At 73.1% G+C, this 24,274-nt stretch carries 22 protein-coding genes and 1 pseudogene; 14 read left to right on the top strand and 9 right to left on the bottom strand.

The features are described 5' to 3' along the window. Positions 1 to 54: 54 nt before the first annotated feature. Positions 55 to 1,098 (bottom strand): hypothetical protein, encoded by a 1,044-nt coding sequence (locus ACFQLX_RS24495; protein ID WP_386418556.1) that lies wholly within the window; start codon positions 1,096 to 1,098, stop codon positions 55 to 57. 190 nt (positions 1,099 to 1,288) lie between these two features. On the opposite strand from ACFQLX_RS24495, the gene ACFQLX_RS24490 reads away from it, so the two are divergent. From ACFQLX_RS24490 to ACFQLX_RS24465, 6 genes are all read left to right on the top strand, one after another. Next, positions 1,289 to 2,473: an acetoin utilization protein AcuC gene (locus ACFQLX_RS24490; protein ID WP_386418554.1), complete on the top strand. Its 1,185-nt coding sequence runs from the start codon at positions 1,289 to 1,291 to the stop codon at positions 2,471 to 2,473. A gap of 98 nt (positions 2,474 to 2,571) precedes the next feature. Next, positions 2,572 to 3,399: a phosphatase gene (locus ACFQLX_RS24485; RefSeq protein WP_386418553.1), complete on the top strand. Its 828-nt coding sequence runs from the start codon at positions 2,572 to 2,574 to the stop codon at positions 3,397 to 3,399. Between the two features lie 129 nt (positions 3,400 to 3,528). Next, the gene (locus ACFQLX_RS24480; protein ID WP_194293069.1) at positions 3,529 to 3,741 is read left to right on the top strand and encodes a helix-turn-helix domain-containing protein; all 213 of its coding nucleotides are present in this window, start codon (positions 3,529 to 3,531) and stop codon (positions 3,739 to 3,741) included. A 119-nt stretch (positions 3,742 to 3,860) separates the two neighbouring features. Continuing rightward, complete coding sequence (locus ACFQLX_RS24475; protein WP_003948845.1) at positions 3,861 to 3,959, top strand: 30S ribosomal protein bS22; 99 nt, start codon at positions 3,861 to 3,863, stop codon at positions 3,957 to 3,959. Between the two features lie 153 nt (positions 3,960 to 4,112). Further along, a complete protein-coding gene (locus tag ACFQLX_RS24470) occupies positions 4,113 to 5,210 on the top strand; it encodes an NAD-dependent epimerase/dehydratase family protein (RefSeq protein WP_386418550.1) in 1,098 nt (365 codons plus the stop codon). Further along, positions 5,203 to 6,378: a lysophospholipid acyltransferase family protein gene (locus tag ACFQLX_RS24465; protein ID WP_386418548.1), complete on the top strand. Its 1,176-nt coding sequence runs from the start codon at positions 5,203 to 5,205 to the stop codon at positions 6,376 to 6,378. The genes ACFQLX_RS24470 and ACFQLX_RS24465 overlap by 8 nt, the downstream gene beginning before the upstream one ends. Positions 6,379 to 6,461: 83 nt before the next feature. Here the strand turns inward: ACFQLX_RS24465 and ACFQLX_RS24460 are convergent, their stop codons facing one another. The 3 genes from ACFQLX_RS24460 to ACFQLX_RS24450 form a co-directional block, all read right to left on the bottom strand. After that, positions 6,462 to 7,652, bottom strand: a complete 1,191-nt coding sequence (locus ACFQLX_RS24460) for a DUF5667 domain-containing protein (protein WP_386418547.1) — start codon at positions 7,650 to 7,652, stop codon at positions 6,462 to 6,464. A gap of 323 nt (positions 7,653 to 7,975) precedes the next feature. Continuing rightward, complete coding sequence (locus ACFQLX_RS24455; RefSeq protein ID WP_386418546.1) at positions 7,976 to 8,827, bottom strand: ECF subfamily RNA polymerase sigma factor, BldN family; 852 nt, start codon at positions 8,825 to 8,827, stop codon at positions 7,976 to 7,978. A 385-nt stretch (positions 8,828 to 9,212) separates the two neighbouring features. Next, positions 9,213 to 10,187: an HAD family hydrolase gene (locus tag ACFQLX_RS24450; protein ID WP_386418545.1), complete on the bottom strand. Its 975-nt coding sequence runs from the start codon at positions 10,185 to 10,187 to the stop codon at positions 9,213 to 9,215. Between the two features lie 114 nt (positions 10,188 to 10,301). Here ACFQLX_RS24450 and ACFQLX_RS24445 point away from each other — a divergent pair, with 114 nt between their 5' ends. The 6 genes from ACFQLX_RS24445 to hemB all read left to right on the top strand — a co-directional run bounded on the left by ACFQLX_RS24445 (position 10,302) and on the right by hemB (position 16,902). Beyond that, positions 10,302 to 10,580 (top strand): glutaredoxin family protein, encoded by a 279-nt coding sequence (locus ACFQLX_RS24445; RefSeq protein ID WP_386418544.1) that lies wholly within the window; start codon positions 10,302 to 10,304, stop codon positions 10,578 to 10,580. 310 nt (positions 10,581 to 10,890) lie between these two features. Then, positions 10,891 to 11,679, top strand: a complete 789-nt coding sequence (locus ACFQLX_RS24440) for a redox-sensing transcriptional repressor Rex (RefSeq protein ID WP_386418542.1) — start codon at positions 10,891 to 10,893, stop codon at positions 11,677 to 11,679. Continuing rightward, the gene (locus ACFQLX_RS24435; RefSeq protein WP_386418541.1) at positions 11,676 to 13,130 is read left to right on the top strand and encodes a glutamyl-tRNA reductase; all 1,455 of its coding nucleotides are present in this window, start codon (positions 11,676 to 11,678) and stop codon (positions 13,128 to 13,130) included. Before ACFQLX_RS24440 ends, ACFQLX_RS24435 begins: the two co-directional genes overlap by 4 nt. Then, positions 13,127 to 14,113: a hydroxymethylbilane synthase gene (hemC, locus tag ACFQLX_RS24430; protein WP_386418539.1), complete on the top strand. Its 987-nt coding sequence runs from the start codon at positions 13,127 to 13,129 to the stop codon at positions 14,111 to 14,113. The genes ACFQLX_RS24435 and hemC overlap by 4 nt, the downstream gene beginning before the upstream one ends. Positions 14,114 to 14,118: 5 nt before the next feature. Continuing rightward, a complete protein-coding gene (locus ACFQLX_RS24425) occupies positions 14,119 to 15,828 on the top strand; it encodes a bifunctional uroporphyrinogen-III C-methyltransferase/uroporphyrinogen-III synthase (RefSeq protein WP_386418538.1) in 1,710 nt (569 codons plus the stop codon). Between the two features lie 72 nt (positions 15,829 to 15,900). Further along, positions 15,901 to 16,902 (top strand): porphobilinogen synthase, encoded by a 1,002-nt coding sequence (hemB, locus tag ACFQLX_RS24420; protein ID WP_386418536.1) that lies wholly within the window; start codon positions 15,901 to 15,903, stop codon positions 16,900 to 16,902. Positions 16,903 to 16,906: 4 nt separating this feature from the next. Here hemB and ACFQLX_RS24415 read toward each other — a convergent pair whose 3' ends face one another. Then, complete coding sequence (locus tag ACFQLX_RS24415) at positions 16,907 to 17,341, bottom strand: deaminase (protein WP_386418534.1); 435 nt, start codon at positions 17,339 to 17,341, stop codon at positions 16,907 to 16,909. Positions 17,342 to 17,524: 183 nt separating this feature from the next. Beyond that, positions 17,525 to 19,285, bottom strand: a complete 1,761-nt coding sequence (gene argS / locus ACFQLX_RS24410) for an arginine--tRNA ligase (RefSeq protein ID WP_386418532.1) — start codon at positions 19,283 to 19,285, stop codon at positions 17,525 to 17,527. Between the two features lie 195 nt (positions 19,286 to 19,480). On the opposite strand from argS, the gene lysS reads away from it, so the two are divergent. Further along, complete coding sequence (lysS, locus tag ACFQLX_RS24405) at positions 19,481 to 21,214, top strand: lysine--tRNA ligase (protein ID WP_386418531.1); 1,734 nt, start codon at positions 19,481 to 19,483, stop codon at positions 21,212 to 21,214. A 113-nt stretch (positions 21,215 to 21,327) separates the two neighbouring features. On the opposite strand, the gene ACFQLX_RS24400 is transcribed toward lysS, so the two are convergent. Beyond that, positions 21,328 to 21,897 carry a GlcG/HbpS family heme-binding protein gene (locus tag ACFQLX_RS24400; protein ID WP_386418530.1) on the bottom strand — a complete coding sequence of 190 codons (570 nt, stop codon included), beginning with the start codon at positions 21,895 to 21,897 and terminating at the stop codon, positions 21,328 to 21,330. Positions 21,898 to 22,223: 326 nt separating this feature from the next. Between ACFQLX_RS24400 and ACFQLX_RS24395 the strand changes: the two genes are divergently transcribed. Next, positions 22,224 to 22,871: a response regulator gene (locus ACFQLX_RS24395; RefSeq protein WP_386418528.1), complete on the top strand. Its 648-nt coding sequence runs from the start codon at positions 22,224 to 22,226 to the stop codon at positions 22,869 to 22,871. Positions 22,872 to 22,889: 18 nt separating this feature from the next. Here ACFQLX_RS24395 and ACFQLX_RS24390 read toward each other — a convergent pair whose 3' ends face one another. Next, positions 22,890 to 23,549 (bottom strand): PhzF family phenazine biosynthesis protein, encoded by a 660-nt coding sequence (locus tag ACFQLX_RS24390; RefSeq protein WP_386418527.1) that lies wholly within the window; start codon positions 23,547 to 23,549, stop codon positions 22,890 to 22,892. Positions 23,550 to 23,594: 45 nt separating this feature from the next. Beyond that, positions 23,595 to 24,274 (bottom strand): annotated as a pseudogene (locus tag ACFQLX_RS24385) (hypothetical protein); the annotation flags it as partial.

Below are 24,274 nucleotides of genomic sequence, written 5' to 3'. Positions count from 1 at the left end.
TTTTTTAGCCTCAACCCCCGAGCTTCGGCTCGGGGGTTGAGGCATTTTTGCGTTCTAGAGCGTCTGCTGCATCGCGCACGTCCAGACGACGGCCTGCCTGATGCCGTCCGCGTCCTCTGACCAGCCGGCCACGTCGCCGGTGTCCGAGGCGGCCAGGGCCTCCGCGCCCTCCGTGGGCTCGGTGTCGGAGAGGCGGGGCAGTGCGAGGGCGGGGCCGCTGCCGGGCCAGACGATGGCGCGCTGCTCCACCGCCCAGCCGACCTCGTCGCGGTAGTAGCCCTGGGACTTCCCCGCGGTCAGGCCGCTGTTCGGGCTGGTCGCGTTGAAGTGGATGCCGAGCGAGGCGCCGGCGAGGGCCGGGACCTCGCCGGCGGCGGCGTCGTACGGGCTGTCCCAGTAGTACGCGTTCTGCTGGGCCCAGGGGTACGGCAACGTCCGACCGCCCACGATGCGGCCGTGGTTGTCGACCTGGCCGCCGGTCAACTCCTCGTCCCCGATGGGGTACACCCCGGGCTGGAGGAGCGTCGCCGGACCGCCGGTGGTGCCCTGCGGGCGTACGACCAGGTGGTACTGCTCGGATCCGTCGGGGTTGAACGCGGACCCGATGGTGGTGCCGGCCTCGTTGACGGAGCGCAGGGGTTCGGGGAGCTCGCGGACGATACGGGTGTGCTGCCAGACGACTCCGGCTCCCGGGGACTGGGTGCCGACGATCACGCCGGCGTCGTTGACGTCCGCGGCCGAGGAGTTCCGGCCCGTGGTGTGCAGCAGGACGGTGCGTGGTGAGCCGAGACGGTAGGAGAAGGCGCGACTGGTGGAGAAGGCGGAGTCCGTCACCACCCCGACCATCAGGCCGCTGGAGTTCACGGCGCGGACCGTGCCGCGGGTGAAGCCCTTGGGCAGGGGGACCCGGTGGACGGTGGTGCCGGTCCAGTACACGGGGACGTCGCCGGACTGGCCGACCGCGAGGCCGTTCGGTCCCAGGTCGTGCACCGCTGTCTGTGCGGTGGAGTCCGCGTGGCCGGTGCTCTCCAGCACCTTCAGCTCCGGTGTGCAGCTGTCCGCGGTCGCGGGGCCGGCCGCGGACAGGGGGAGCGCCAAGGCTCCGACTGCTGCCGCCACCGCGAGTGTTGTCCGTATGCGCGTCACTTTCCTGATCCCCTCGTCGCGCGAAAACGCTGTCGAAGGGGAGGACGAGTGGGCGCGGTGGGCGGATGCGGGATGGCCTGAACCTTTACGAGCGGGTGGGTGGGGTCCGCTTGGCGGGCGGTCGGCGGATACCGTGGCGGGTATGAGTGGGCGTGGGTTGTTGATGTGGGACGAGGCTGTCACCGGGTACGACTTCGGGCCCGGGCATCCGATGGATCCGGTGCGGCTGGCGCTGACCATGCGGCTCATCGAGGCGTTCGGTGTGGACAGGGCCGCCTCGGCGGTGGTCGCCGCTCCCGCCGTGGGTGCCTCCACGCTGCGGCTGGTGCACCGGCCGGACTACGTCGACGCGGTGCGGGCCGCCTCCGCTGATCCGTACGGTGCGGACGACGGGTCGTACGCGGCGTACGGGATCGGGACGCCCGACGTGCCGGCCTTCGCGGGGATGCACGAGGTCTCCGCGCTGATCGCCGGGCAGTCCGTGGCGGCGGCCGAGGCGATCTGGCGGGGGGACGCCGAGCACGCGGTGAACTTCGCCGGCGGGCTGCACCACGCCATGGCGGGCGCCGCCGCCGGTTTCTGCGTCTACAACGACGCGGCCCTCGCCGTCGCGCGGCTGCTGGAGCTGGGCGCCGAGCGGGTGGCGTACGTGGATGTGGACGTACACCACGGGGACGGGGTGCAGGCGGCGTTCTGGGACGACCCCCGGGTGCTGACCGTCTCCCTGCACGAGCATCCGCGCACGCTCTTCCCCCAGACCGGCTGGCCGGAGGAGACCGGCGGTCCGGCGGCGGAGGGGAGCGCGGTGAACGTGGCGCTGCCCGCGGGGACGGGGGACGCGGGGTGGCTGCGGGCCTTCCACGCCGTCGTACCGGAGCTGCTGGCGGACTTCCGGCCCCAGGTGCTCGTCACCCAGCACGGTGCCGACACCCATATCGAGGACCCCCTCGCCCATCTCGCGGTGAGCCTGGACGCCCAGCGGCTGGTCATGGAGTCGCTGCACGGGCTGGCGCACGAGCACGCGGACGGGCGCTGGCTGGCGCTGGGCGGCGGGGGCTACGCGGTGGTGGACGTGGTGCCGCGCTCCTGGACGCACCTGGCGGCCATCGCCGCCGGCGTCCCGATCGATCCGGCGGCGGACGTCCCGGAGGGCTGGCGGGTGCGGGCCCACCGGGACACCCGGCAGAGCGCCCCGCGCCGGATGACGGACGGCTTCACGCCCTCCTACGCGGACTGGGACGCGGGTTACGACCCGGCCTCCGCGCTGGACCAGGCGGTGCGGGCGACCCGGCGGGCGGTCTTCCCCTCCCGGGGGCTGCTGCCCTGAGCGCGGCGGGTCGCCCTTTGCAGCCCAAGTCCCGCCGTACGGGGGAACATCGGCTGATGTGGTGGGGGCGGGCCGGGCAACACGCAAGCATGGCCGCCATGTTGACCGATGTCGTCGAGCGCCGGGCGCTCAGGGAGCATCTGGTGCGCGCGCGCATCGCGGGTGTCGTCGCCACCACGCGGGATCAGAGCCTGCGCCGGTACGCTCTGTTCGCGGCGCGCGACCCCCGGGCGCTGCTCGGGCTGGAGCCCGAACGGGACTGGTCGGTCGCGGACCTGCTGCGGCTGATGGCCGAGAAGTGCGGGGTCTCGCCTGATCCCGGGCGGATTTCCGGCACCGAGACGATCGACCCCGACCGTACGCTCGACGCCCTCGACGCCCTCGGCGACCGGCTCGCGGAGGCCGTGCGGCGGGGGGAGGCGGTGCTCGTGGGCACCGGGCATCCGGGCCGACTCCTGGAGTTCTACGCCCCGTTGGCGAGGGCGCTCTCGACGGCGGGCTGCGAGGTCCTCACCCCCCATGAGGGGGGAGATGTCGATATAACGACGCAGTTCGGAGTACGCACCTACCGTCTTTCCTACGCGGAAGGGGTCGCGGTGCTGCGGGAACAGGGCGGGCGGACCGACGCCGCGGACCCCGGTGTGCACACCCACTCGCCCCTTCCCGTGCGCGCGGCCCTCGCCGCTGCCGCGACCGGCTCGGGGCCGCTGCCCGCACTGGTCATCGGCGACCATGGATGGGCTTGCGGCGCAGGTCAGTTGGGGTTTGAGGCGGTGGGTCCGGCGGACGCCGACGATCCGGCGCTCTTCGTCGGGGAGTGGGAGGGGCGGTTGTCCGTCGTGGTTCCACTTGATGACGCGGTGAGGTCCGATTACTACCGACCGCTTACTCGCTATGTACTCAATCGAGCGTGTCTGTCACAGTAGCCATCCGATCGCTACTCCTCTTCCCCACTTGCCTCACCCGCCCCTACTCTGGTGAGGAGCGCGCATGCGAGCAAGGAGTCACCGGAGGGGAAGCCGGTGCCCGTCATGTGCGGAAGGTTCAGGTGTGTCATGGCTGCAAGCGAGAGTGGGCCTCTCAACGAGGTCAGGTTCCGGACGGTGGCGGAAGTCGCCGCACTGATGCGAGTGTCCAAGATGACCGTGTACCGACTGGTGCACAGCGGTCATCTGCCGGCGATCCGGGTGGGAAGGTCCTTCCGGGTTCCCGAGCAGGCGGTGCACGAGTATCTCCGCGAGTCCTATGTGGGGGTGGAGTCCGCCTGAGGGAAGCCCGACGGTTCCCCGCGATTTCAAGGTGCGCTCCTGCGGGGGGTAGGCTAGGCCGACGAAGGTCGTGTGGGCCCATGCCCCGCACCGAGTGAAGAGAAAGATCGAGGGTAGCCGTGGGCTCTGTAATCAAGAAGCGCCGCAAGCGGATGGCGAAGAAGAAGCACCGCAAGCTTCTGAAGCGTACGCGTGTGCAGCGCCGCAACAAGAAGTAAGCGGCAGCGCAGCTGAACCGCCGCCCCCACCGCGTTGCCGGACGGGGGTGGCGGTTCGGTTTTTCCGGCCGGTGCGGCAGTGCGCCCGGACACGGAGTCGCAACATCAAGTCGGTACGGTGGATGCTCTGACGACCGAAGGGCGGATCCGCAGGTGGGGAAGACCGTGCTCGTCACCGGAGCCGCCCGGCATCTGGGCGGTCGGCTGGTGCGCCGGATCCAGCGCGAGCCCGGCGTCTCCCGGGTCATCGCCGTCGATGCCGTACCGCCCCGCCACCAGCTCGGCGGCGCCGAGTTCGTCCAGGCCGACATCCGCCGGCCGACCGTCGGCCGGGTGCTGGTGGAGCACTCCGTCGACACGGTCGTCCATCTCGACGTGACGGGCACCCCCCTGTCCCCGCGCGGCAGCCGGGCCGGGGTGAAGGAGACCAACGTCATCGGCACCATGCAGCTGCTCGGGGCCTGCCAGAAGGCGCCGTCCGTGCAGCGGCTGGTGGTGAAGTCCAGCACCAACGTCTACGGCTCCGCCCCCCGCGACCCGGCGGTCTTCACCGAGTCCACCCAGCCCAAGGCGCTCTCCAGCGGCGGCTTCGCCAAGGACGCCGTGGAGGTCGAGGGGTACGTGCGGGGCTTCGCCCGCCGCCGGCCCGACGTGGCCGTCACGGTGCTGCGCTTCGCCAACATCCTCGGTCCGCAGGCGGAGACCCCGCTGATCGACTACTTCGCGCTGCCGGTGCTGCCCACGGTCTTCGGCTACGACCCCCGGCTGCAGTTCGTCCACGAGGACGACGTCATCGGGGTGCTGCTGCGGGCGGCCGGCGAGGGGGTGTCCGCGAGCAGGGCGAGCCCGGTGATCAGTGGCACGTTCAACATCGCGGGCGACGGGGTGCTGCTGCTGTCCCAGGTGGCGCGGCGGCTCGGGCGGCCCACCGTGCCCGTACTGCTGCCGGCGGTGACCTGGGTGGGCTCGGCGCTGCGGTCGGCGGGGATGACGGACTTCTCGCCGGAGCAGATCCGGCTGCTCACCCACGGGCGGGTGGTCGACACCACACGGATGCGTGAGGCGCTCGGCTTCACGCCCCGGTACACGACGGCGGGGGCCTTCGCGGACTTCGCGGACAGCTGCCGGCCGGGTCTGCTGCCGCCGGAGGCGGTCGGGCGGGCGGTCGAGGCGGTGGCGGTGCGGCTGGGGGCTCCGCTCGACGGGGCCGGTGGGGACGAGGAGATGAAGGAGAGCGACCGGCATGGCTGAGGCGAAGGTCATTCCCTTTGACGACGATCGTGCGCGCCGCCCGCGGCGGGCGCGCACGCCGCGCGCTCGCGGGGCGGGAGCGCCGCCGGGGCACGCGGCGGAGTCCGCGACGCGGCCGGGCGGCGGTGAGCCGTCGGGTACGGCCCGCGCCGAGCCGCCTGAGGCGCCCCGCGCGGTCGGTGCGCAGGCCGCGCCCGAAGCCCCTGACGTCCCCGACGCCCCCGACACGGACCCGCGCGCGGGTGCGGACGGTGCGGGTGCGGCGGAAGGGCGCGGGCTGGTCCATGGGGCATCCCCTGCTCGAAGAGCTTGGGGGGAACTGCTCGGGAAGGGCTGGGACCGCAAGCTGGCGGGCGGCCTCAGTTTCCTGCGCCGCCGGCTGACCGGCGACTACGAGGTGGACGAGTTCGGCTACGACCGCGAGCTCAACGACCAGGTGCTGCTGCCGATGGTGCGCCCGCTGTACGAGAAGTACTTCCGCGTCGAGGTGCGGGGCGTGGAGAACATCCCGGCCGAGGGCGGCGCGCTGGTGGTGGCCAACCACTCCGGGACGCTGCCGCTGGACGGGCTGATGATGCAGCTCGCCGTCCACGACGAGCACCCCGCCCAGCGGGTGCTGCGGCTGCTGGCGGCGGACCTGGTCTTCACGCTGCCGGTGGTCAACGAGCTGGCGCGCAAGGCCGGGCACACCCTGGCCTGTGCGGAGGACGCGCAGCGGCTGCTGGAGCAGGGGGAGGTCGTCGGGGTGATGCCCGAGGGCTTCAAGGGGCTGGGGAAGCCCTTCTCCGAGCGGTACAAGCTGCAGCGCTTCGGCCGCGGTGGGTTCGTCTCGACGGCGTTGCGGGCGCGGGTGCCGATCGTGCCGTGCTCGATCGTCGGGGCGGAGGAGATCTACCCGATGGTCGCGAACGCGGGGACCGTGGCCCGGGTGCTGGGCGTTCCGTACTTCCCCGTCACGCCGACGTTCCCCTGGCTGGGTCCGCTGGGGATGGTGCCGCTGCCGACGAAGTGGGTGATCCAGTTCGGGGAGCCGGTGGTGACCGACGGGTATCCGGCGGATGCGGCCGAGGATCCGATGGTGCTGTTCAACCTCACCGACCAGGTGCGCGAGACCATTCAGCACACGCTGTACAAGCTGCTGGTGCAGCGGCGGTCGGTCTTCTTCTGAGGCAGGCTTCTTCTCAGGCAGGACCGTTCGTACGGACCGCGAACGGGGCCCCTTCCGACTCGGAAGGGGCCCCGTTCGCGGTCCTACTCCTCTTCGCCGATGCCCAGGCCCGGGAGGAGGCCCGGGAGCAGGGGCGGCAGGGTGATGTCCGCCTGCGGGGACTGGCTGGCCGAGGGGGAGCTGCTGGGGGAGTCGCTGGTGGCCGGGGCGTCGCCGCCGAGACCTCCCAGGATGCCGCCGCCGTCGTCCGTGGGGGTGTCCTCTCCCGCGGAGGCCGAGGGGGAGGGCGAGGCCGACTCCGTCCCCGTACCGCCTGGGGAGGGGGACGTCGAGGGGGCGGGGGCGCCGGGGACGGTGCCGCTCGGGTCCGTCGCGGTGGCGTCGGGGGACTCGCTCGCCGGATCCTGGGTGGGCAGGATGTCCTTCAGCGGGGCCACGTCACTGTCTATGGCGTCGAAGATCTGCGAGACGTCCGCGCTCACGTCGCTCAGCTGCTGCGGGAGCAGCGTCCGCAGCTCGCTCCAGCCGCCGCGGTGCCTGGCGGAGAAGTTGGACAGCGTCTGGATCGGGCCCAGTCGGCCGTCCGACTCGTACGCCTCGTGGAGCAGCCGGTGTCCCTCGCCGGCGTCGTGCTTGACGCCCGTGAGGGCGCGGCGGACCTCGGCCACCGACTCCTCGTCGAGGTCGCCGGCGCGGCCGCGCTCCATCAGGCGGCGGGCCTCCTGCAGCCGGGTCGAGGCCTGGTCGAGATAGACCCGGCCGCGCTCGGAGTCGCCCTCGGCGAGCGAGAGGCGGAAGTCCTCCATCCCGCGCTTCAGCCCGTACAGCGTGTCGCCCGGGAGGGAGTCCGTGCTCGCCGCCGCCGCGCCGCTGAGCGCTCCGGCCGCCACTCCGACGCCGAGGCCGCCGATGGCGACGCCGCGGGAGAGCCGGGAGCGCGGGCGCAGCCGGGAGAGGCCGGCGAGCGGCCCGCGGCTGGCGCGGTGGGCGCCGCGGCGGCGCTGCTCGGGCACGGTGGACGCCGTGGACGCAGTGGGCACGGCGCCCGCGGCGGCCTCGCCGCTCGCGAACATCCGCTCCATCGCGGCGACGAGCATCGCGCGCTGTTCCGTGCGCACCTCGGTGCTGAGCGCCGGGGCGGGCAGCGCCGCGAGGCCGCCCGCGAGGGCGAGCAGCTGGGCCTGCCCGGGGTCCGCCTGAAGAGCCTCCGGGGGGAGGGGCTCTTCGAGGGCCTGGGCGAAGGCGTTCGCCTGTGCCGATACGGAGCCGATCACGGGCGGCACCTCCTCTCGATTCTTGGTCTCAGGCGTTGGACTCGCGAGGCCGGGCCGGGGGTTGTGCTCGGGACGGACTTGCACCCGAAAGGGTGAGGCCCGCACCGGGCGGCGCGGTCGTGGGAGTCCTGCAACCCGCACAACGAGAGGTGGGGCAGTCGGGTTACGCGGCGACGATTATCCGACCGTCGAAGAGCGGCGGCCTCGGATGCGGCGGCGGTCGAGGCGGGTATCGCGGAGTCCAACGTGGATCGTCCTCGGGAGTCCTGTGGGTCCTGTGGGTCCTGTGGGGGTCCTGTCGGGGTCCTGGCAGGGGTGCTTCCTCAGCGGGCGTCGTCCGGGAGGAGCCGGGCCAGGGTGCGGACCGCCCGGTACTGGAGGGTCTTGATGGCCCCCTCGTTCTTCCCCATCACCCGGGCGGTCTCAGCGACCGACAGGCCCTGCAGGAACCGGAGCGTAACGCACTCCTGCTGCTGGGGGTTGAGCTTTTGGACGGTCTCCAGCAGGGCGGTGTTGGAGAGGGACTCCAGGACGGAGTCCTCGGGGCTGCGCTCCACCTCGTTGGCGTCGAGCATCTCGCCGGTGGTGATCTCCAGCCGGAAGCGGCTGGACTTGAAGTGGTCGGCGACCAGGTTGCGGGCGATGGTCACCAGCCAGGCGCCGAAGTCGCGGCCCTGCCAGGTGAAGGTGCCGATCCGGCGCAGGGCGCGCAGGAAGGTCTCGGAGGTGAGGTCCTCGGCCGTGGCCCGGCCGCCGACGCGGTAGTAGATGTAGCGGTAGACCGTGTCCGCGTACTGGTCGTAGAGGCGGCCGAATGCCTCGGCCTCGCCGCCCTGCGCGCGCTCCACCAGGTCCATCATCCGCACCGCGTCGCCCTCGGGGCGGCCGGGCGGGCGGCTGCGCCCCGAGGGGCCGGCGGGGGGAGCCGCGGTGGCGCCCCGGTGCTCGTGGGCCGTGCTGCGCGGGACGGTGGGGCGCCGGCCACCCAGGGCCGCGGCGCCCCTTCCGTCGGTGGCGCCGTCGGCGGCGCCCGTCCTGCCGTCCGTCAGGGAGTAGGCGATACCCGCGAGGGCAGGGGCAGGGGCGAAGGAGCCGCGCAGTAGTGCCAGTTGTTCAAGCACGTGCGCGCGCAGCGCGGCCAGGCCCGAGGTGTCAACCCCGACGTGTCGGTACACGGGACTCCCAGAGGCAGAGCTTTCATCACGTTCGGTGCGGGACCGTTCACCCGTCGTGTGGGACGCGTGGGTACCGGGTGTGCGTCTGAGGAGAATAACGCTTCGTACAGGGAGCGCTACACCCAGTTGCCCAAATCACCGGTTCAGTTCGATCCTTGTCCGATTGGCGGTTCCTGAAGTATCCAATCGGGCGGCCCGGCTGACCGGTTGGTTGCGCTAACCCTGCTGTTCTCTGGCGTGTTGTGGTAGCGCCGTGGTAAAGGCCCTGACGGGCGGCCCTGTTGGGCAGCGCATGCGGAATGCACGCTACCGGATCGGTTACGGGACGTGAGGGCCCGCTGCGGGAGTTGGCGGGGTTCTTGCGGGGACGGCGGCGGTACGGGCCTCAGCGGCGCCGGCGGTGCAGGGCCGCCGCCGCGGCGGCGCCGCCCGCGACCGCGCCCACCCCGGCCGCCGCCGGAATGCCGACCTTCGCGGCCTTGCGCGCGGTGCGGTAGTCGCGCAGCCGCCAGCCGTGGCGGCGGGCGTGGGAGCGCAGCCGGGCGTCGGGGTTGATCGCGTAGGGGTGGCCGACCAGGGAGAGCATGGGGATGTCGTTGGCGGAGTCGCTGTAGGCCGCGCAGCGCTCAAGGTCCAGGCCCTCGGCGGTGGCGAGGGCCCGTACCGCCTCGGCCTTGGCGGGGCCGTGCAGCGGCTCGCCGACCAGCCGGCCGGTGTAGACGCCGCCGACCGACTCGGCGACCGTGCCCAGCGCGCCGGTCAGGCCCAGCCGGCGGGCGATGATCGTCGCCGTCTCCACGGGGGCCGCGGTGACCAGCCAGACCTTCTGCCCGGCGTCCAGGTGCGCCTGGGCCAGGGCGCGGGTGCCCGGCCAGATGCGGTCGGCCATGAACTCGTCGTAGATCTCCTCGCCCATCTCCGTCAGCTCCGAGACCCGGTGGCCCTGGATGATGGACAGGGCGTTGGCCTGCGCCTGGTGCATGTGCTCCGGGTTCTCGGCGCCGGCCAGCCGGAAGTACGCCTGCTGCCAGGCGAATCGGGCCAGGTCGCGGGTGCGGAAGAACTTGCGCTTGTGGAGCCCGCGGCCCAGGTGGAAGATCGAGGCGCCCTGCATGACGGTGTTGTCGAGGTCGAAGAAGGCGGCGGCGCGGATGTCGCCCGGCACCGGGAACTCCGGTTCGGCCGCCGGGGCGTCGGGCTCCGCGGCGGCGGCCTCCCCGTGCTCCCCGTGCTCCCCGCGCTCGTACTCCCGGGAGGTCTTGCGCGCCGCCTCCGCCGCGGCCTCTCCCGCGAGCACGCTGCGTGCGGTGGCGAAGCGCCTGCGTCCGGTCAGGGTGGTGAGCCAGTCAAAGGCGGACATGACGCGAGCATAACGGCGGACGCGGGACGGCCCGGTGACGGGCGCATTACAAGGGGTTCAACGCGGCGCCCGCAGGCGGGGGAAGGCGGCCCGGCGGGCGGGACAATGGGGTGTATGAGTCCCCTCCTGCGCCGCGCGCCCCGCAAGAACCCCGCCGACTCCACCGTCACGCTGATCGGGAAGCCCGGCTGCCATCTGTGTGACGAAGCACGCACCGTCGTGGCTCAGGTGTGCGCGGACCTCGGGGCGTCCCTGGAGGAGAGGGACATCGGGCAGGACGCCGAACTGCACCGGCTCTACTGGGAGCAGATCCCCGTGGTGCTGGTCGACGGCGAGCAGCACACGTTCTGGAAGGTCGACCCGCAGCGGCTGCGCCGGGCGCTGGGCGGCTGAGCCGCGTACGGTGACGTGCGCGGAGACGGGGGAAGGGGGCCGAAGGGTGAGATGCGTGACGCCGGTCACTTCGCCCGGGCAAATCGGACACCATCTTTGTGCACACGTTCACAAAGGCATAGCCTGCTGTCAGCACGGGCGCCCTGTCCCTCGGGTCGGCCGCCCCGCCGACCCTGTCGGACCGGCAGTCCCTGCCGGACCGGCAGCATCCGAACCGACAGCACATCCGACTGTGCACCGAGGTACGCACCCGAGCGCGCGCCCCGGCGCACCGCAGTCAACGCGTTCCCGCGCAACCGGCAGGAGCACCGTGGCAACTGGCCGAACTCACCGACCTGCGGCGAGCCGGAGCCGAGGGATCCCCGAGGCCACGGTCGCCCGGCTCCCGCTCTACCTGCGGGCGCTGACCGCGCTCTCCGAGCGCTCGGTCCCCACCGTCTCCTCCGAGGAGCTGGCCGCCGCCGCCGGAGTCAACTCCGCGAAGCTGCGCAAGGACTTCTCCTACCTCGGCTCCTACGGGACCCGCGGCGTGGGCTACGACGTCGAGTACCTCGTCTACCAGATCTCCCGCGAGCTGGGCCTCACCCAGGACTGGCCGGTCGTCATCGTCGGCATCGGCAACCTCGGCGCCGCCCTGGCCAACTACGGCGGCTTCGCCTCCCGCGGCTTCCGGATCGCCGCGCTCATCGACGCCGACCCCGCCATGACCGGCAAGCAGGTCGCCGGACTTGCCGTGCGCCACACCGACGAGCTGGAGGGGATCATCCGCGACACCCCTCCCAACGGGGTCTCCATCGGGGTCATCGCCACCCCGGCCGCCGCCGCCCAGCCGGTCTGCGACCGCCTGGTCGAGGCGGGCGTCACCTCCATCCTGAACTTCGCGCCGACCGTGCTGACCGTTCCCGAGGGAGTGGACGTGCGCAAGGTGGACCTCTCGATAGAGCTGCAGATCCTCGCCTTCCACGAGCAGCGCAAGGCCGGCGAGGACGCCGAGGGCAAGGCGGGAGCCGCCCACGCCGCGGGTCCGCCGCCGCGCGCCGCCGCCAAGCACACCGGGTCAGGGCCTGACGGGGACATCCCCGCCGTGATGCCCGCATGAGCGTGCTGGTCGTCGGTCTGAGCCATCGCAGCGCCCCGGTCAGCGTCCTGGAGCGCGTCGCGCTGAGCCGGGACGCGCAGGGCAAGCTGCTCGCGGACGCGCTGGGCGCCGAGCCCGTCACCGAGGCGGCGCTGCTGGCCACCTGCAACCGGGTCGAGCTGTACGCCGCCGTGGAGAAGTTCCACGGCGGTGTCGCCGAGCTGTCCACGCTGCTGGCCCGGCACACCGGGCTGGGCCTGGAGGAGCTGACCCCCCACCTCTACGTCCACTACGACGACCGCGCCGTGCACCACATGTTCTCCGTGGGCTGCGGGCTGGACTCGATGGTGGTCGGCGAGGGCCAGATCCTCGGCCAGATCAAGGACGCCCTCGGCCGCGCGCAGGAGCTGCACTCCGCCGGGCGGCTGCTCAACGAGCTGTTCCAGCAGGCCCTGCGGGTCGGCAAGCGGGCGCACTCCGAGACCGGCATCGACCGGGCCGGCCAGTCGCTGGTGACCTTCGGCCTGGAGCAGCTCGCCGCGGGCGCGCCGGTCGCGGACTGGGCGGCGGGCAAGCGGGCGCTGGTCATCGGGGCCGGCTCGATGTCCTCGCTGGCCGCCGCCACGCTCGTACGGGCGGGGGTGGCCGAGCTGGCCGTCGCCAACCGGACCCCCGAGCGCGCCGAGCGCCTGGCGCGCGGCCTGGGCGAGGGCGCCCCGGGGCAGCTGGTACGGGCCGTCGCGATGGCCAAGGTCCGCGAGGAGCTGGCCGCCGCCGACATCGTGGTCTCCTGTACGGGCGCCACGGGGCTCGTCCTGACGGCGGAGCAGGTGGCCGAGGCGGTCGCCGCGCGGCGCCCGCCCGCCGGGCCGCCCCTGTCCGTACTGGACCTGGCGATGCCCCGCGACGTCGACGCCGCCGTCCACCGCCTGCCCGGGGTGCGCTTCACCGACATCGAGTCCCTCGCCGAGGCCTCCGCCGACGCCCCCATGGCCGCCGACGTGGACCTGGTGCGCGCCCTGGTCTCCGCCGAGGTGGCCGCCTTCGGCGCCGCCCAGCGCGCGGCGACCATCACGCCCACCGTGGTGGCGCTGCGCACCATGGCCGCCGACGTGGTCGAGGCGGAGCTGGCCCGCCTGGACGGGCGGCTGCCCGAGCTGGACGGGCGGGCCCGCGGCGAGATCACCCAGACCGTGCGCCGGGTGGTGGACAAGCTGCTCCACGCGCCGACGGTCCGGGTCAAGCAGCTCGCCGGCACCCCCGACGGCGCCGGCTACGCGGACGCGCTGCGCAAGCTCTTCGACCTGGACCAGGAGGCGGTCGCGGCCGTCAGCCGGGCGGACGGCTCCACGGCCCAGGACGGCCCCGCGCCCCAGGGGTTCTCCGGCCCGGCGACCGGCCTCGGAGACCTCACGGGCGGCCCCGCGGACAACCCGATGGACAACCTCACGGAAAAGGGGGGCCACGGGTGAGCGAGAACACCACCGTGCCCCTGCGCCTCGGCACGAGGCGCAGCAAACTGGCGATGGCGCAGTCCGGGCTGGTCGCCCGAGCGGTCGAGGAGATCACCGGACGCCCGGTCGAGCTCGTGGAGATCACCACGTACGGTGACGTCTCCCGCGAGCACCTGGCGCAGATCGGCGGCACCGGCGTCTTCGTCACCGCCCTGCGCGAGGCGCTGGCGCGCGGTGAGATCGATCTCGCCGTGCACTCGCTGAAGGACCTGCCCACCAAGCAGCCCGCCGAGCTGCTGCTCGCCGCGGTGCCGCCCCGCGAGGACCCGCGCGACGCGCTGGTGGCCCGCGACGGGCTCACCTTCGCCGGGCTGCCGGACGGCGCGCGCATCGGGACCGGCTCCCCGCGCCGCGCCTCGCAGCTGCACGCCTGGGCCCGTTCGCTCGGCAAGCGGATCGAGACGGTCCCGATCCGGGGTAATGTCGACACCCGCATCGGCTACGTGCACGACGGCGAGCTCGACGCGGTGGTCCTGGCCGCCGCCGGGCTCAACCGGATGGGACGCGGCGCCGATGCCACGGAGTTGATCTCCACGGACGCAGTCCTGCCCGCCCCCGGCCAGGGGGCACTGGCGGTCGAGTGCGCAGCGGCGCCGGTAGGCAGTGCTGACCTCGCCGCCCAGCTCGCCGAGCTCGACGACCCGTACACGCGGGTCGCCGTGACCGCCGAGCGAACCCTGCTCGCCGAACTGGAGGCCGGCTGCAGCGCGCCCGTGGGCGCGCTCGCCGACCTGCACACCGACGAGTCGGGTACGACCACTGTTAACGAGCTGCGCCTGCGCGGCGTCGTCGGCACCACCGACGGCTCCACACTGGTGCAGTTGTCCACCACCGGTCCCGTACCGGCGTCGCACGACGACGCCGTGGCACTCGGGCGCGAACTCGCGCGCGAGATGCTCGCCAAGGGTGCGGCCGGTCTGATGGGGGAGCGAGCACTTTGAGCCCCATGCCGTCGAACAAGCCGACGAGTAACGAGACGGGCGATCCCGGAGCGCACGGCGCTGCCGGCCGCACCGCGCTCGGCCACGTCACCTTCCTCGGTGCCGGCCCCGGAGACCCCGGGCTGCTGACACTGCGGGCGGTGGAGGCCCTGGCCGCCGCCGACGTGCTCGTCGCCGACCCGCAGGTGCTGTCCGTGGTGACGGCGCACTGCCGGGCCGGGGCCGCCGTGCCCCACCTGCACGAGGTGGTGCAGGACGCGGCTGGGGGCGGTGCGGCCGGCGCGGCGTCAACGTCCGCGCGTGCGGCACATCTTGTCATGGAGGCCGCGCGCGGCGGCAAGCGGGTCGTCCTCGCGGTGCCCGGTGATCCGGGCCTCGACGGGCTGGGTGAGGCGACCTCCCAGCTGATGCTGGACTGCGCCGCGGCCGGTGTCCTCTTCGAGGTCGTGCCCGGTATCGCCTCCGCCGTCGGCGTCCCCGCCTACGCCGGGGTGCCGCTGCGCGACCCGCAGGGCGGCGACGTGCGCTTCGTCGACGCGCGCCGGGCGAGCGAGCGGCTGTGGGGCGAGATCGGCGCGAGCGACGGCACGGCCGTGGTCTCCACGACGCTGGACGGCGTGGTCGCCGCGGCCAAGGAGCTGGTCGCCGCCGGGCGCAAGCCCGACACCCCGATGTCGGTGACCCTGGCCGGTACGACCACCCGCCAGCGCACGCTCAACGTCACCCTGGGCTCGGTGGCGCAGCTGCTGAAGGCCGCGAAGGTGCTGCCCTCCGCGGACGGCGGCCAGCCCGTGATAGCCGTGGTCGGCGAGCAGAGCGCGCCGGCCCGCCGCGAGCAGCTGTCGTGGTTCGAGTCCAAGCCGCTCTTCGGCTGGCAGGTGCTCGTGCCCCGGACCAAGGAGCAGGCGGCCTCGCTCAGCGACCAGCTGCGCTCCTACGGCGCCGTGCCCAGCGAGGTGCCGACCATCGCGGTCGAGCCGCCGCGCACCCCGCAGCAGATGGAGCGGGCCGTCAAGGGCCTGGTCACCGGACGGTACGAGTGGATCGCCTTCACCTCGGTGAACGCGGTGAAGGCCGTGCGGGAGAAGTTCGAGGAGTACGGGCTCGACGCGCGTGCCTTCGCCGGGATCAAGGTCGCGGCGGTCGGCGAGCAGACGGCGCGGGCGCTGGTGGAGTTCGGCGTCAAGCCCGATCTGGTGCCCTCCGGTGAGCAGTCCTCGCACGGGCTGCTGGAGGACTGGCCCCCGTACGACCCGGTCTTCGACCCGATCGACCGGGTGTTCCTGCCGCGTGCGGACATCGCGACGGAGACGCTGGTCGCGGGGCTGAAGGAGCTGGGCTGGGAGGTCGACGACGTGACGGCCTACCGGACGGTGCGCGCCTCGCCGCCGCCGCCGGAGACCCGCGAGGCGATCAAGGGCGGCGGCTTCGACGCGGTGCTCTTCACCTCCTCCTCGACCGTGCGCAACCTGGTCGGTATCGCGGGCAAGCCGCACAACGTCACGGTGATCGCCTGCATCGGCCCGGCGACCGCCAAGACGGCGGAGGAGCACGGGCTGCGGGTCGACGTGATGGCCCCCGAGCCGTCGGTGCACGCGCTGGCGGTGGCGCTGGCGGAGTTCGGCACCCGGCGGCGGACGGCGGCGCTGGAGGCGGGCCAGCCGGTCACGCGGCCCAGCGAGCGCAGGCCGCGCAGGAAGCCCCGGGCGGTCTGAGTACCTAGTCGAGGGCCGGGGCTGCCCCGGTCGTGTTCGTGGAGAGGCAGTGTGCGTGGAGAGGAAGGCGTGGTGAGCGTGTTGGGTGACGGTCCCGTCGTACGGCCCCGGCGGCTGCGGGGGACGGACGCGATGCGGCGGATGGTCGCCGAGCACCGGGTGCATCCCGCCGATCTCGTCCTGCCGGCCTTCGTACGCGAGGGCATCGCCGAACCGGTCGCGATCTCCTCGATGCCGGGCGTCGTGCAGCACACGCACGACAGCATCCGCAAGGCCGCCGCGGAGGCCGTCGCGGCCGGCGTCGGCGGGATCATGCTCTTCGGGGTGCCGGAGGAGTCCGCGAAGGACGCCGCCGGGAGCGCCGGGACCGACCCGGACGGGATCCTGCAGAGCGCCCTGCGCGCGGTGCGCGCCGAGGTCGGGGACGACCTCGTCGTCATGTCCGACCTCTGCCTGGACGAGACCACCGACCACGGCCACTGCGGGGTCCTGGACGCCGCCGGGCGCGTCGACAACGACGCCACCCTGGAGCGCTACGCCGAGATGGCGCAGGTCCAGGCCGACGCGGGCGCCCATGTCGTGGGCCCCAGCGGCATGATGGACGGGCAGGTCGCCGTCGTCCGCGAGGCGCTGGACGACATCGGCCGCCAGGACGTGGCGATCCTGGCCTACACCGCGAAGTACGCCTCCGCCTTCTACGGCCCCTTCCGCGAGGCGGTGGGCTCCTCCCTCAAGGGCGACCGGCGCACGTACCAGCAGGACCCGGCGAACTTCCGCGAGTCGCTGCGCGAGCTGGAGCTCGACCTCGCCGAGGGCGCGGACATGGTCATGGTCAAGCCCGGGCTGCCCTATCTGGACGTGCTCGCCGACTTCGCCGCGAAGGTGGACGTCCCGCTGGCCGCGTACCAGATCTCGGGGGAGTACGCGATGGTCGAGGCCGCCGCCGGGAAGGGCTGGATCGACCGCGAGCGCGCGGTGCTGGAGACGCTGACCAGCTTCAAGCGGGCGGGCGCGGACATCGTGCTCACCTACTGGGCCACCGAGGCCGCGGGCTGGCTGCGCCGGGACTACTGAGGTCTCACGGGTGGTGGCGGTTCGCCGCCCACAGCCTGCACACGTCCACCGCGTCCGGCTCCTGCAGGTACGTCTGCGGGAGCCGGCCCGTGAAGTCCTTCTGCGGGATCTCGCAGGGGTAGTACGGGTCGTACTCCTCGCGCAGGGCCAGGTAGACCACCACGTCCGGGCGGGCCTCGTGGCACAGCGTGAGGCAGGGCGTGCAGGGCTGCGCGATGGCGTAGATCTGGCAGCCGGAGAGCTTGGACCTCCCCAGCCGGGCGCGCGCCGCGTGCACCGCCTGGACCTCCGCGTGCAGCTCGGCCTCCGTCTGCGGGCTGCTCTCCGCGACGACCACGCCGTCGCGGGCGACGACGCACGAGAAGGGCCGCCCGCCCTGCACCACGCTGCGGTGGGCGAGCGCGATGGTACGGCGGACCAGCATCGCGTCGTCGAGCATCGGACCCCAGCCTTGTGTGAGTGCGCCTGTCCCCTCAGGAATAGCCGCAACCGGCGCCGTGCGCACGCCGGGTGGGCCGCCCTGCGGATTCCCCGCCGGCGGAGGCCGGGCTGCGCCGATCGGGTGCCCGCACGCCGATGCCCCGCCGGACACGGGGTCGGGCGGGGCGCCGGGGCGGTGCGGTCAGAGGCGCTCGGGCGTACGGATGCCGAGCAGAGCCATTCCCTCGTGGAGGGTGCGGCCGGTGAGGTCGCTGAGGAAGAGGCGGTTCTCCGCGACCGCCAGCGGCGGCTCGGGCTTGATCACCGGGCACTGGTCGTAGAACGCGGTGAACAGCGACGCCAGCTGGTAGAGGTACGCCGCGACCTTGTGCGGCGCGTACTCCTGCGCCGCCTCCGTGACGACCTGGCCGAAGGCGTCCAGGTGCAGCGCGAGCGCCCGCTCGGCCGGCTCCAGCGCCAGCTCCGGGTGGGGCGCCGGGCCCCGCTCGCCGGCCTTGCGCAGGATCGACCGGATCCGCGCGTAGGCGTACTGGAGGTAGACCGAGGTGTCGCCGGTGAGGGAGACCATCTGGTCGAGGTCGAACTTGTAGTCCCGGGCCGCCGAGGTGGACAGGTCCGCGTACTTCACCGCGCCGATGCCGACCTGCGCACCGCGCTCGGCGATCTCCGCCTCCGTCAGGTCCCGCGCCTTCTCCCGTACGACCGCGCTCGCCCGCTCCGTCGCCTCGTCCAGCAGGTCCTCCAGGCGCACCGTCGCGCCGGCCCGGGTCTTGAAGGGCTTGCCGTCCGCCCCCAGCACCGTGCCGAACGCCAGCTGCACCGCCGTGACGCCCTCCGCCAGCCAGCCCATCCGCCGGGCCGTCTCGAAGACCATCTTGAAGTGCAGGCCCTGGCGCGCGTCCACCACGTAGACCAGGGAGTCGGCCTTCAGCTGGAACACCCGGTCGCGGATCGCGGACAGGTCGGTGGCCGCGTAGCCGAAGCCGCCGTCGGACTTCTGCACGATCAGCGGGGTGGGCTTGCCGTCCGGGCCCTTGAACTCCTCGAAGAACACGCACAGCGCGCCCTCCGAGCGCACCCCCACGCCCGACTCCTCGACCAGCCGGCAGGTCTCGGCCAGCATGTCGTTGTAGCCGGACTCGCCGACGATGTCCTCGTCGCGCACGTCCATGTCGAGCTTGCCGAAGACGGAGTAGAAGTAGACCTTCGACTCGTCCACGAAGCGCTGCCACAGCGCCAGCGTTTCCGGGTCGCCGGCCTGCAGGGCGACCACCCGCTGCCGGGCGCGGGTCTTGAACTCCTCGTCCGCGTCGAAGACTTCGCGGGCGGCCTTGTAGAGCCGGTTGAGGCTCGACATGGCCTCCTCGCCGCTGGCCGCGCCGCCGTCGTGCTCCAACTCCTGGGGGTGCTCGTCGAGATACTGGATGAGCATCCCGAACTGCGTGCCCCAGTCGCCGATGTGGTGGCGCCTGACGACCTTCTCGCCGGTGAACTCCAGCATCCGCACCACCGCGTCGCCGATGACCGCCGAGCGCAGGTGGCCGACGTGCATCTCCTTGGCCACGTTGGGCTGGGCGTAGTCGACCACCGTGGTGCCCGGGTCCGCGCCCGGCGGTACGCCCAGGCGGGCGTCGGCGTAGCGGGCGGCGAGGGTCCGGGTGATCGCACCGTCGGCCAGGGTGATGTTGAGGAAGCCGGGGCCGGAGACCTCGATGCCCTCGATCAGGCCCGCCTGCTCCACGCCCCCGGTGACCTGGGCGGCCAGCTCGCGCGGGTTGCCGCCCAGCTTCTTGGCGAGCGCCAGCATCCCGTTGGCCTGGAAGTCCGCCCGGTCACTTCGGCGCAGCAGCGGGTCCGCACCGGCCGCCTCCGGCAGAGCGGAGGACAGGGCGGCGTCGAGGCGCTGCTGGACCTGGGCGGACAGGGACGGGACGGAGGCCATGGGCTTGGTCGCCCTTCCTGGAGGGGGTGCGGGGGATGACGTTTCGGGCCTCAGTATCCCATGCGACAGCAAGGTGATTTCTTTGGGAGAATGGCCGCGCGGAGCCCTCACAGGCCCGTCCCGACAGGGGCGCGGGCCGGGTTCCGTACCCCGATCGCACCAGACGATCGCGCCGCACCAGAGAGGACATGGACTGTGGGTGCTCCCGCCGAGACCGCCGACTGGGTCTCACGTTTCGCCGACGAGGTCATCGCCGAAGCGGAGCGACGTGCGCAGGGCAAACCCGTCGAGAAGATCGTCTGCGCCTCCGGCATCAGCCCCTCCGGGCCCGTCCACCTGGGCAACCTGCGCGAGGTCATGACCCCGCACCTCGTCGCCGACGAGATCAAGCGCCGCGGGCTGCCCTGCGAGCACCTGATCTCCTGGGACGACTACGACCGCTTCCGTAAGGTCCCCCAGGGGGTGCCCGGCGTCGACGCCTCGTGGAGCGAGCACATCGGCAAGCCGCTGACCTCCGTGCCCGACCCCTGCGGCGACGGTACGCACGCGAGCTGGGCCGAGCACTTCAAGGAGCCGCTCGTCGCCGCGCTCGGCGAGCTGGGGATCGACTTCCGCGGCATCAGCCAGACGGAGATGTACACCGCGGGCGCCTACCGCGAGCAGATCCTCTTCGCCATGAGGCACCGCGGGGACATCGACGCCGTCCTGGGGCAGTACCGCACCAAGGCCCAGCCCAGGAAGCAAGGGCAAAAGCCCCTCGATGAGGCCGAGGTAGCCGCCGCCGAGGGCTCCGGCGCGGCGGGCGAGGACGACGGCTCGACGGCCGGCGGCGCGTACTACCCGTACAAGCCCTACTGCACCGTCTGCGACCGCGACCTCACCACCGTCACCTCCTACGACGAGGAGACCACCGAGCTGCGCTACACCTGCGAGTGCGGGCACGCGGAGAGCGTGCTGCTGAGCGGGTTCGACGGCGGCAAGCTGGTCTGGAAGGTCGACTGGCCGATGCGCTGGGCCTACGAGGGCGTCGTCTTCGAGCCCTCCGGCGTCGACCACTCCTCGCCCGGCTCGTCCTTCCAGGTCGGCGGGCAGCTGGTCGGCCTCTTCGGCGGGGAGCAGCCCATCGGGCCGATGTACGCCTTCGTCGGCATCAGCGGCATGGCCAAGATGTCCTCCTCCAAGGGAGGCGTGCCCACCCCCGCCGAGGCGCTGGAGATCATGGAGCCCGCGCTGCTGCGCTGGCTGTACGCGCGCCGCCGCCCCAACCAGTCCTTCAAGATCGCCTTCGACCAGGAGATCCAGCGCACCTACGACGAGTGGGACAGGCTCGCCGCCAAGGTCGCCGACGGCTCCGCGCTCCCCGGCGACACGGCCGCGTACTCCCGCGCCTCCGCCACCGCCGCCGGTGCGCTGCCCACCACGCCGCGCCCGCTGCCGTACCGGATGCTCGCCTCCGTCACGGACATCACCGCCGGGCACGACGACCAGACGCTGCGCATCCTCAGCGAGATCGACCCCGAGCGCCCGCTGGCCTCGCTGGACGAGGCGCGGCCCCGGCTGGACCGGGCCGAGCGGTGGATCAGCACCCAGGTCGACCCCGCCGAGCGCACCCGGGTGCGCGAGGAGGCCGACACCGGGCTGCTGGACTCGCTGGACGACACCCAGCGCGCCTCGCTGCGGCTGCTCGCCGAGGGGCTGGAGGCCAACTGGTCGCTGGAGGGCCTGAGTTCGCTGGTCTACGCGGTGCCGAAGATCCAGGCAGGTCTCGATCCGGCCGCCAAGGCGTCGACGCCGGAGCTGAAGGCGGCGCAGCGCAGCTTCTTCGCGCTGCTGTACCGGCTGCTGGTCAGCGACGAGACGGGGCCGCGGCTGCCGACGCTGCTGCTGGCGGTGGGCGCCGAGCGGGTGCGCAAGCTGATCGGGGAGTAGGCGGCGCAGGGCCGCACGGCAGCTCCCCGTACGAATGCGGGCGGGCCCCGTACCCACAGTGGGTACGGGGCCCGCCCGCATTCCGTGCCGCAAGGGGCCGCCGGCCCGCGCTGCTACTTCAGGTTCAGGGCGTCCACGCCGGCCTGGGCGTATGCCTCGTCCTGCGTGGCCTGCGGGGCGCCGGCCACGCCGATGCCCGCGATCGGGGCGCCGGCCAGCTGCACCGGCACGCCGCCTCCCAGGAACAGCGTGTTGGGGATGTCCTTCAGGTTGGGCGCCTGCTCCAGGCGCTTGACGAGGTCGGACGTCTTGGCGTTCCACGCGACGGCGGTGAACGCCTTGCGCACGGCCGACTCGGGCGACTGCGGGCCGGCGCCGTCGCCGCGCAGGCTGACTATGGTGTTGCCGTTGCGGTCGACGACCGCGACGGAGACGCGCTGGTTGTCCTTCTTCGCGGCCTTCAGCACCTCCTGCGCGGCCATGGTGGCGGCCTCGACGGTCAGGTGCTTGGTCTCGAAGACGCCCTTGGCGCCGGCGCCGGCCGTCGCGCTGTCGGTGGAGGAGCCGCCGGTGGGGGCGGAGGGAGCGGCGTTCGCGGCGACGGCGCCGAAAGCGGTACCGCCGAGGACGGCGGCGGCGACGGCACCGGTCAGGACACGGGCACGCAGGGTCATCTTCTTCACGGGGCTCTCCTGTTGGCTTCGTTTTCACCGGACGGACCGGGGATGCTGGGTGGATCGCGGCGCGGCCTGTCCGGCTCGCTGTATCCATGTTCGGCCTGGCGGAGGGCCGGTCCCGTCAACCGACGGGGTCGGCCTCTATCAACCGATCGGCTGATATGCAGGGCCTTGCTTTTCATGACACTAAAGTGGTATGTGGGGGAATGCCTGTCCGAATGGTCCGAACGGACACGTGCCGCCTTGGGCCCGGGGCGACCCGAGTGCGCGCGGCGCGGCTCGGCGGCACACTGGGTGCGGAGTCCGCGCCCGGGGAGGGCACAGTGGTCTCGATGCCGATTCCCTGGGAGCCCGCGATGACCGTACGGATCATGCTCTGCGACGACCACGCGGTCGTACGGGCGGGACTGCGCGCCCTGCTCGCCAGCGGGGAGGGTGTCGAGGTGGTCGGCGAGGCGGGCAGCGGGGAGGAGGCGCTCGCGCTGGCGGCGAAGCTCGACCCGCAGGTGGTGCTCATGGACCTGCAGCTGGGCGGCGCCGGCATGGACGGCATCGAGGCGACCCGGCGGATCGTCGCCCTCGGCGGCCCCCGCGTCCTGATCCTCACCACCTACGACACGGACGCCGACATCACCCGCGCCATCGAGGCGGGCGCGACGGGCTACCTGCTGAAGGCGGAACGGCCCGAGGAGCTGTTCGCCGCCATCGAGGCGGCGGCGCAGGGGCGCTCCGCGCTCTCCGCGCCGGTCGCCTCGCGGGTGATGACGGCCCTGCGCACCCCGGCGGCGGCCCTGACCGAGCGCGAGCAGGAGATCCTGGAGCAGCTCGCCCAGGGGCTGGGCAACCGGGCCATCGCCCGCGCGCTGTTCATCTCGGAGGCGACGGTCAAGACCCATCTGGGGCGCATCTACGACAAGTTGGGCGTCGACACGCGCACGGCTGCGGTGACGGTCGCCAAGGAGCGCCGGCTGCTGCGCTGACGCAGCCGCGCGGACCGGTCAGCGGCCCGGCAGGTCCGTCAGCAGCCGCACCCGGCCGCCCACCTCGATCAGGCCGTCCAGCTGCGGGGCGGTGAGGAGCTGGGAGCCCCGGCCCTGGGAGATGTTCAGGGCGCGGCCCAGATGGGCGGTGAGCAGCAGGGCCGCCGCACCGGTGGCCTCGTCCTCCGCGATGCCGTCGTCGCGGCCGGGGAAGGCGCGGGCGCGCACGCGGCCCGCCGACTCGTCCTGCCAGGACCAGGCGTAGACCCACTCGCCCGGCGGCGGGACGGCCAGGGCGTCGACCTCCTCCGGGGTGGCGTACTGGCGCAGGGTGCGCGGGGGCGCCCAGTCGGCGGGCGCCTCGATCCAGGTGAACTCGCCGTCGTCGCGTACGCCCACCACCCCGGCGGGGGTGACCAGTTCGGGCACGTCCAGCAGCCAGCCCGTGCCCACGCAGGGGTGGCCGGCGAAGGGCAGGCGCAGGGTGGGGGTGTAGATGTCGATCGCGCCGCGCTCGGGATCGTCGACGAACACCGTCTCGCTGAAGCCGAGTTTCGCCGCGAACTCCTGGCGCCGCTCCGGCTCCGGGATCCGCCCGCCCTCGCGGACGACACCGAGCTGGTTGCCGTGCCCGCCGCTCGGGCCGCAGAAGACGCGCAGTACGTCGTAGTCAGTCACGGGCGCCAAGCGTACGGCTCCCGCGGGTCGTCCGGAGGCCGGGGGTCAGCCGGTCTGGGACTCCTCGTAGCGCTGGCGGAACTCCTGGATGTGGTTCCACAGGGAGTTGCCGTTGACCTGGACGCCGTGGTGGTCCTGGAGGTAGAGGGCGAACTGGGTGGGACTGGGGTAAACACCCACCTGGCGCAGGTAGTTGAGGAACGCACCGTAGTAGGCGTCCTCCAGCGGGATGTCGTCCGGGAGGCTGCCGCGCGGGTCGTCGTCGCCCGCGTGGAGGTCGTCGTCCTCGAAGGGCGCCTCGGGGTAGGGCTCCGGCTCCGGCAGCGGCGGGGGCGCCATGAACTGCGGTACGGGCGCGGGGCGGTGGCCGTTCGCCCGGCCCGTGCCCAGGGAGCGCCGGCCCGCGCCGGCGGCGGACGCCGGGGAGCCCACCGGCTCGGGGTCGTCTGGGCGGGAGGCGGGCTCGTAGGACCGGAAGAGCGGCGGCTCGGAGCGCTGGGCGGGGAGCAGCGGCCTGGCGGGCTCGGGGGGCTCGGCGGGAGTGGGCGCGGGCGCGGGGTCGAGTGCGGGCTGCGGCTGCTGCTGGAGTACGGGCGACGGCTGCGGCACGTCGATGCCCGCCGCCGCGAGGCCCTCGGCGGAGGTCTGCGCCAGCGGGACGCCGTAGCGAGCGAGCTTCAGCGGCATCAGCGCCTCGATGGGCGCCCGGCGCCGCCAGCCGCGCC

The sequence above is a fragment of the Streptomyces polyrhachis genome, from assembly GCF_042663125.1.
Taxonomy (GTDB): domain Bacteria; phylum Actinomycetota; class Actinomycetes; order Streptomycetales; family Streptomycetaceae; genus Streptomyces; species Streptomyces polyrhachii.
The sequence above is the reverse complement of the archived record's forward strand: the minus strand, read 5'-3'. Positions and strand labels throughout refer to the sequence as shown.

Bases quoted from the DNA above. Each gene is read 5' to 3' on its own strand.
- ACFQLX_RS24465 (WP_386418548.1), top strand. From the start codon at position 5,203: ATGGCTGAGGCGAAGGTCATTCCCTTTGACGACGATCGTGCGCGCCGC.
- ACFQLX_RS24485 (WP_386418553.1), top strand. From the start codon at position 2,572: ATGTTGACCGATGTCGTCGAGCGCCGGGCGCTCAGGGAGCATCTGGTG.
- ACFQLX_RS24490 (WP_386418554.1), top strand. From the start codon at position 1,289: ATGAGTGGGCGTGGGTTGTTGATGTGGGACGAGGCTGTCACCGGGTAC.
- ACFQLX_RS24450 (WP_386418545.1), bottom strand. From the start codon at position 10,187: ATGTCCGCCTTTGACTGGCTCACCACCCTGACCGGACGCAGGCGCTTC.
- ACFQLX_RS24445 (WP_386418544.1), top strand. From the start codon at position 10,302: ATGAGTCCCCTCCTGCGCCGCGCGCCCCGCAAGAACCCCGCCGACTCC.
- argS (WP_386418532.1), bottom strand. From the start codon at position 19,285: ATGGCCTCCGTCCCGTCCCTGTCCGCCCAGGTCCAGCAGCGCCTCGAC.
- ACFQLX_RS24425 (WP_386418538.1), top strand. From the start codon at position 14,119: ATGCCGTCGAACAAGCCGACGAGTAACGAGACGGGCGATCCCGGAGCG.
- ACFQLX_RS24480 (WP_194293069.1), top strand. From the start codon at position 3,529: ATGGCTGCAAGCGAGAGTGGGCCTCTCAACGAGGTCAGGTTCCGGACG.
- ACFQLX_RS24395 (WP_386418528.1), top strand. From the start codon at position 22,224: ATGCCGATTCCCTGGGAGCCCGCGATGACCGTACGGATCATGCTCTGC.
- ACFQLX_RS24435 (WP_386418541.1), top strand. From the start codon at position 11,676: ATGAGCGTGCTGGTCGTCGGTCTGAGCCATCGCAGCGCCCCGGTCAGC.
- ACFQLX_RS24415 (WP_386418534.1), bottom strand. From the start codon at position 17,341: ATGCTCGACGACGCGATGCTGGTCCGCCGTACCATCGCGCTCGCCCAC.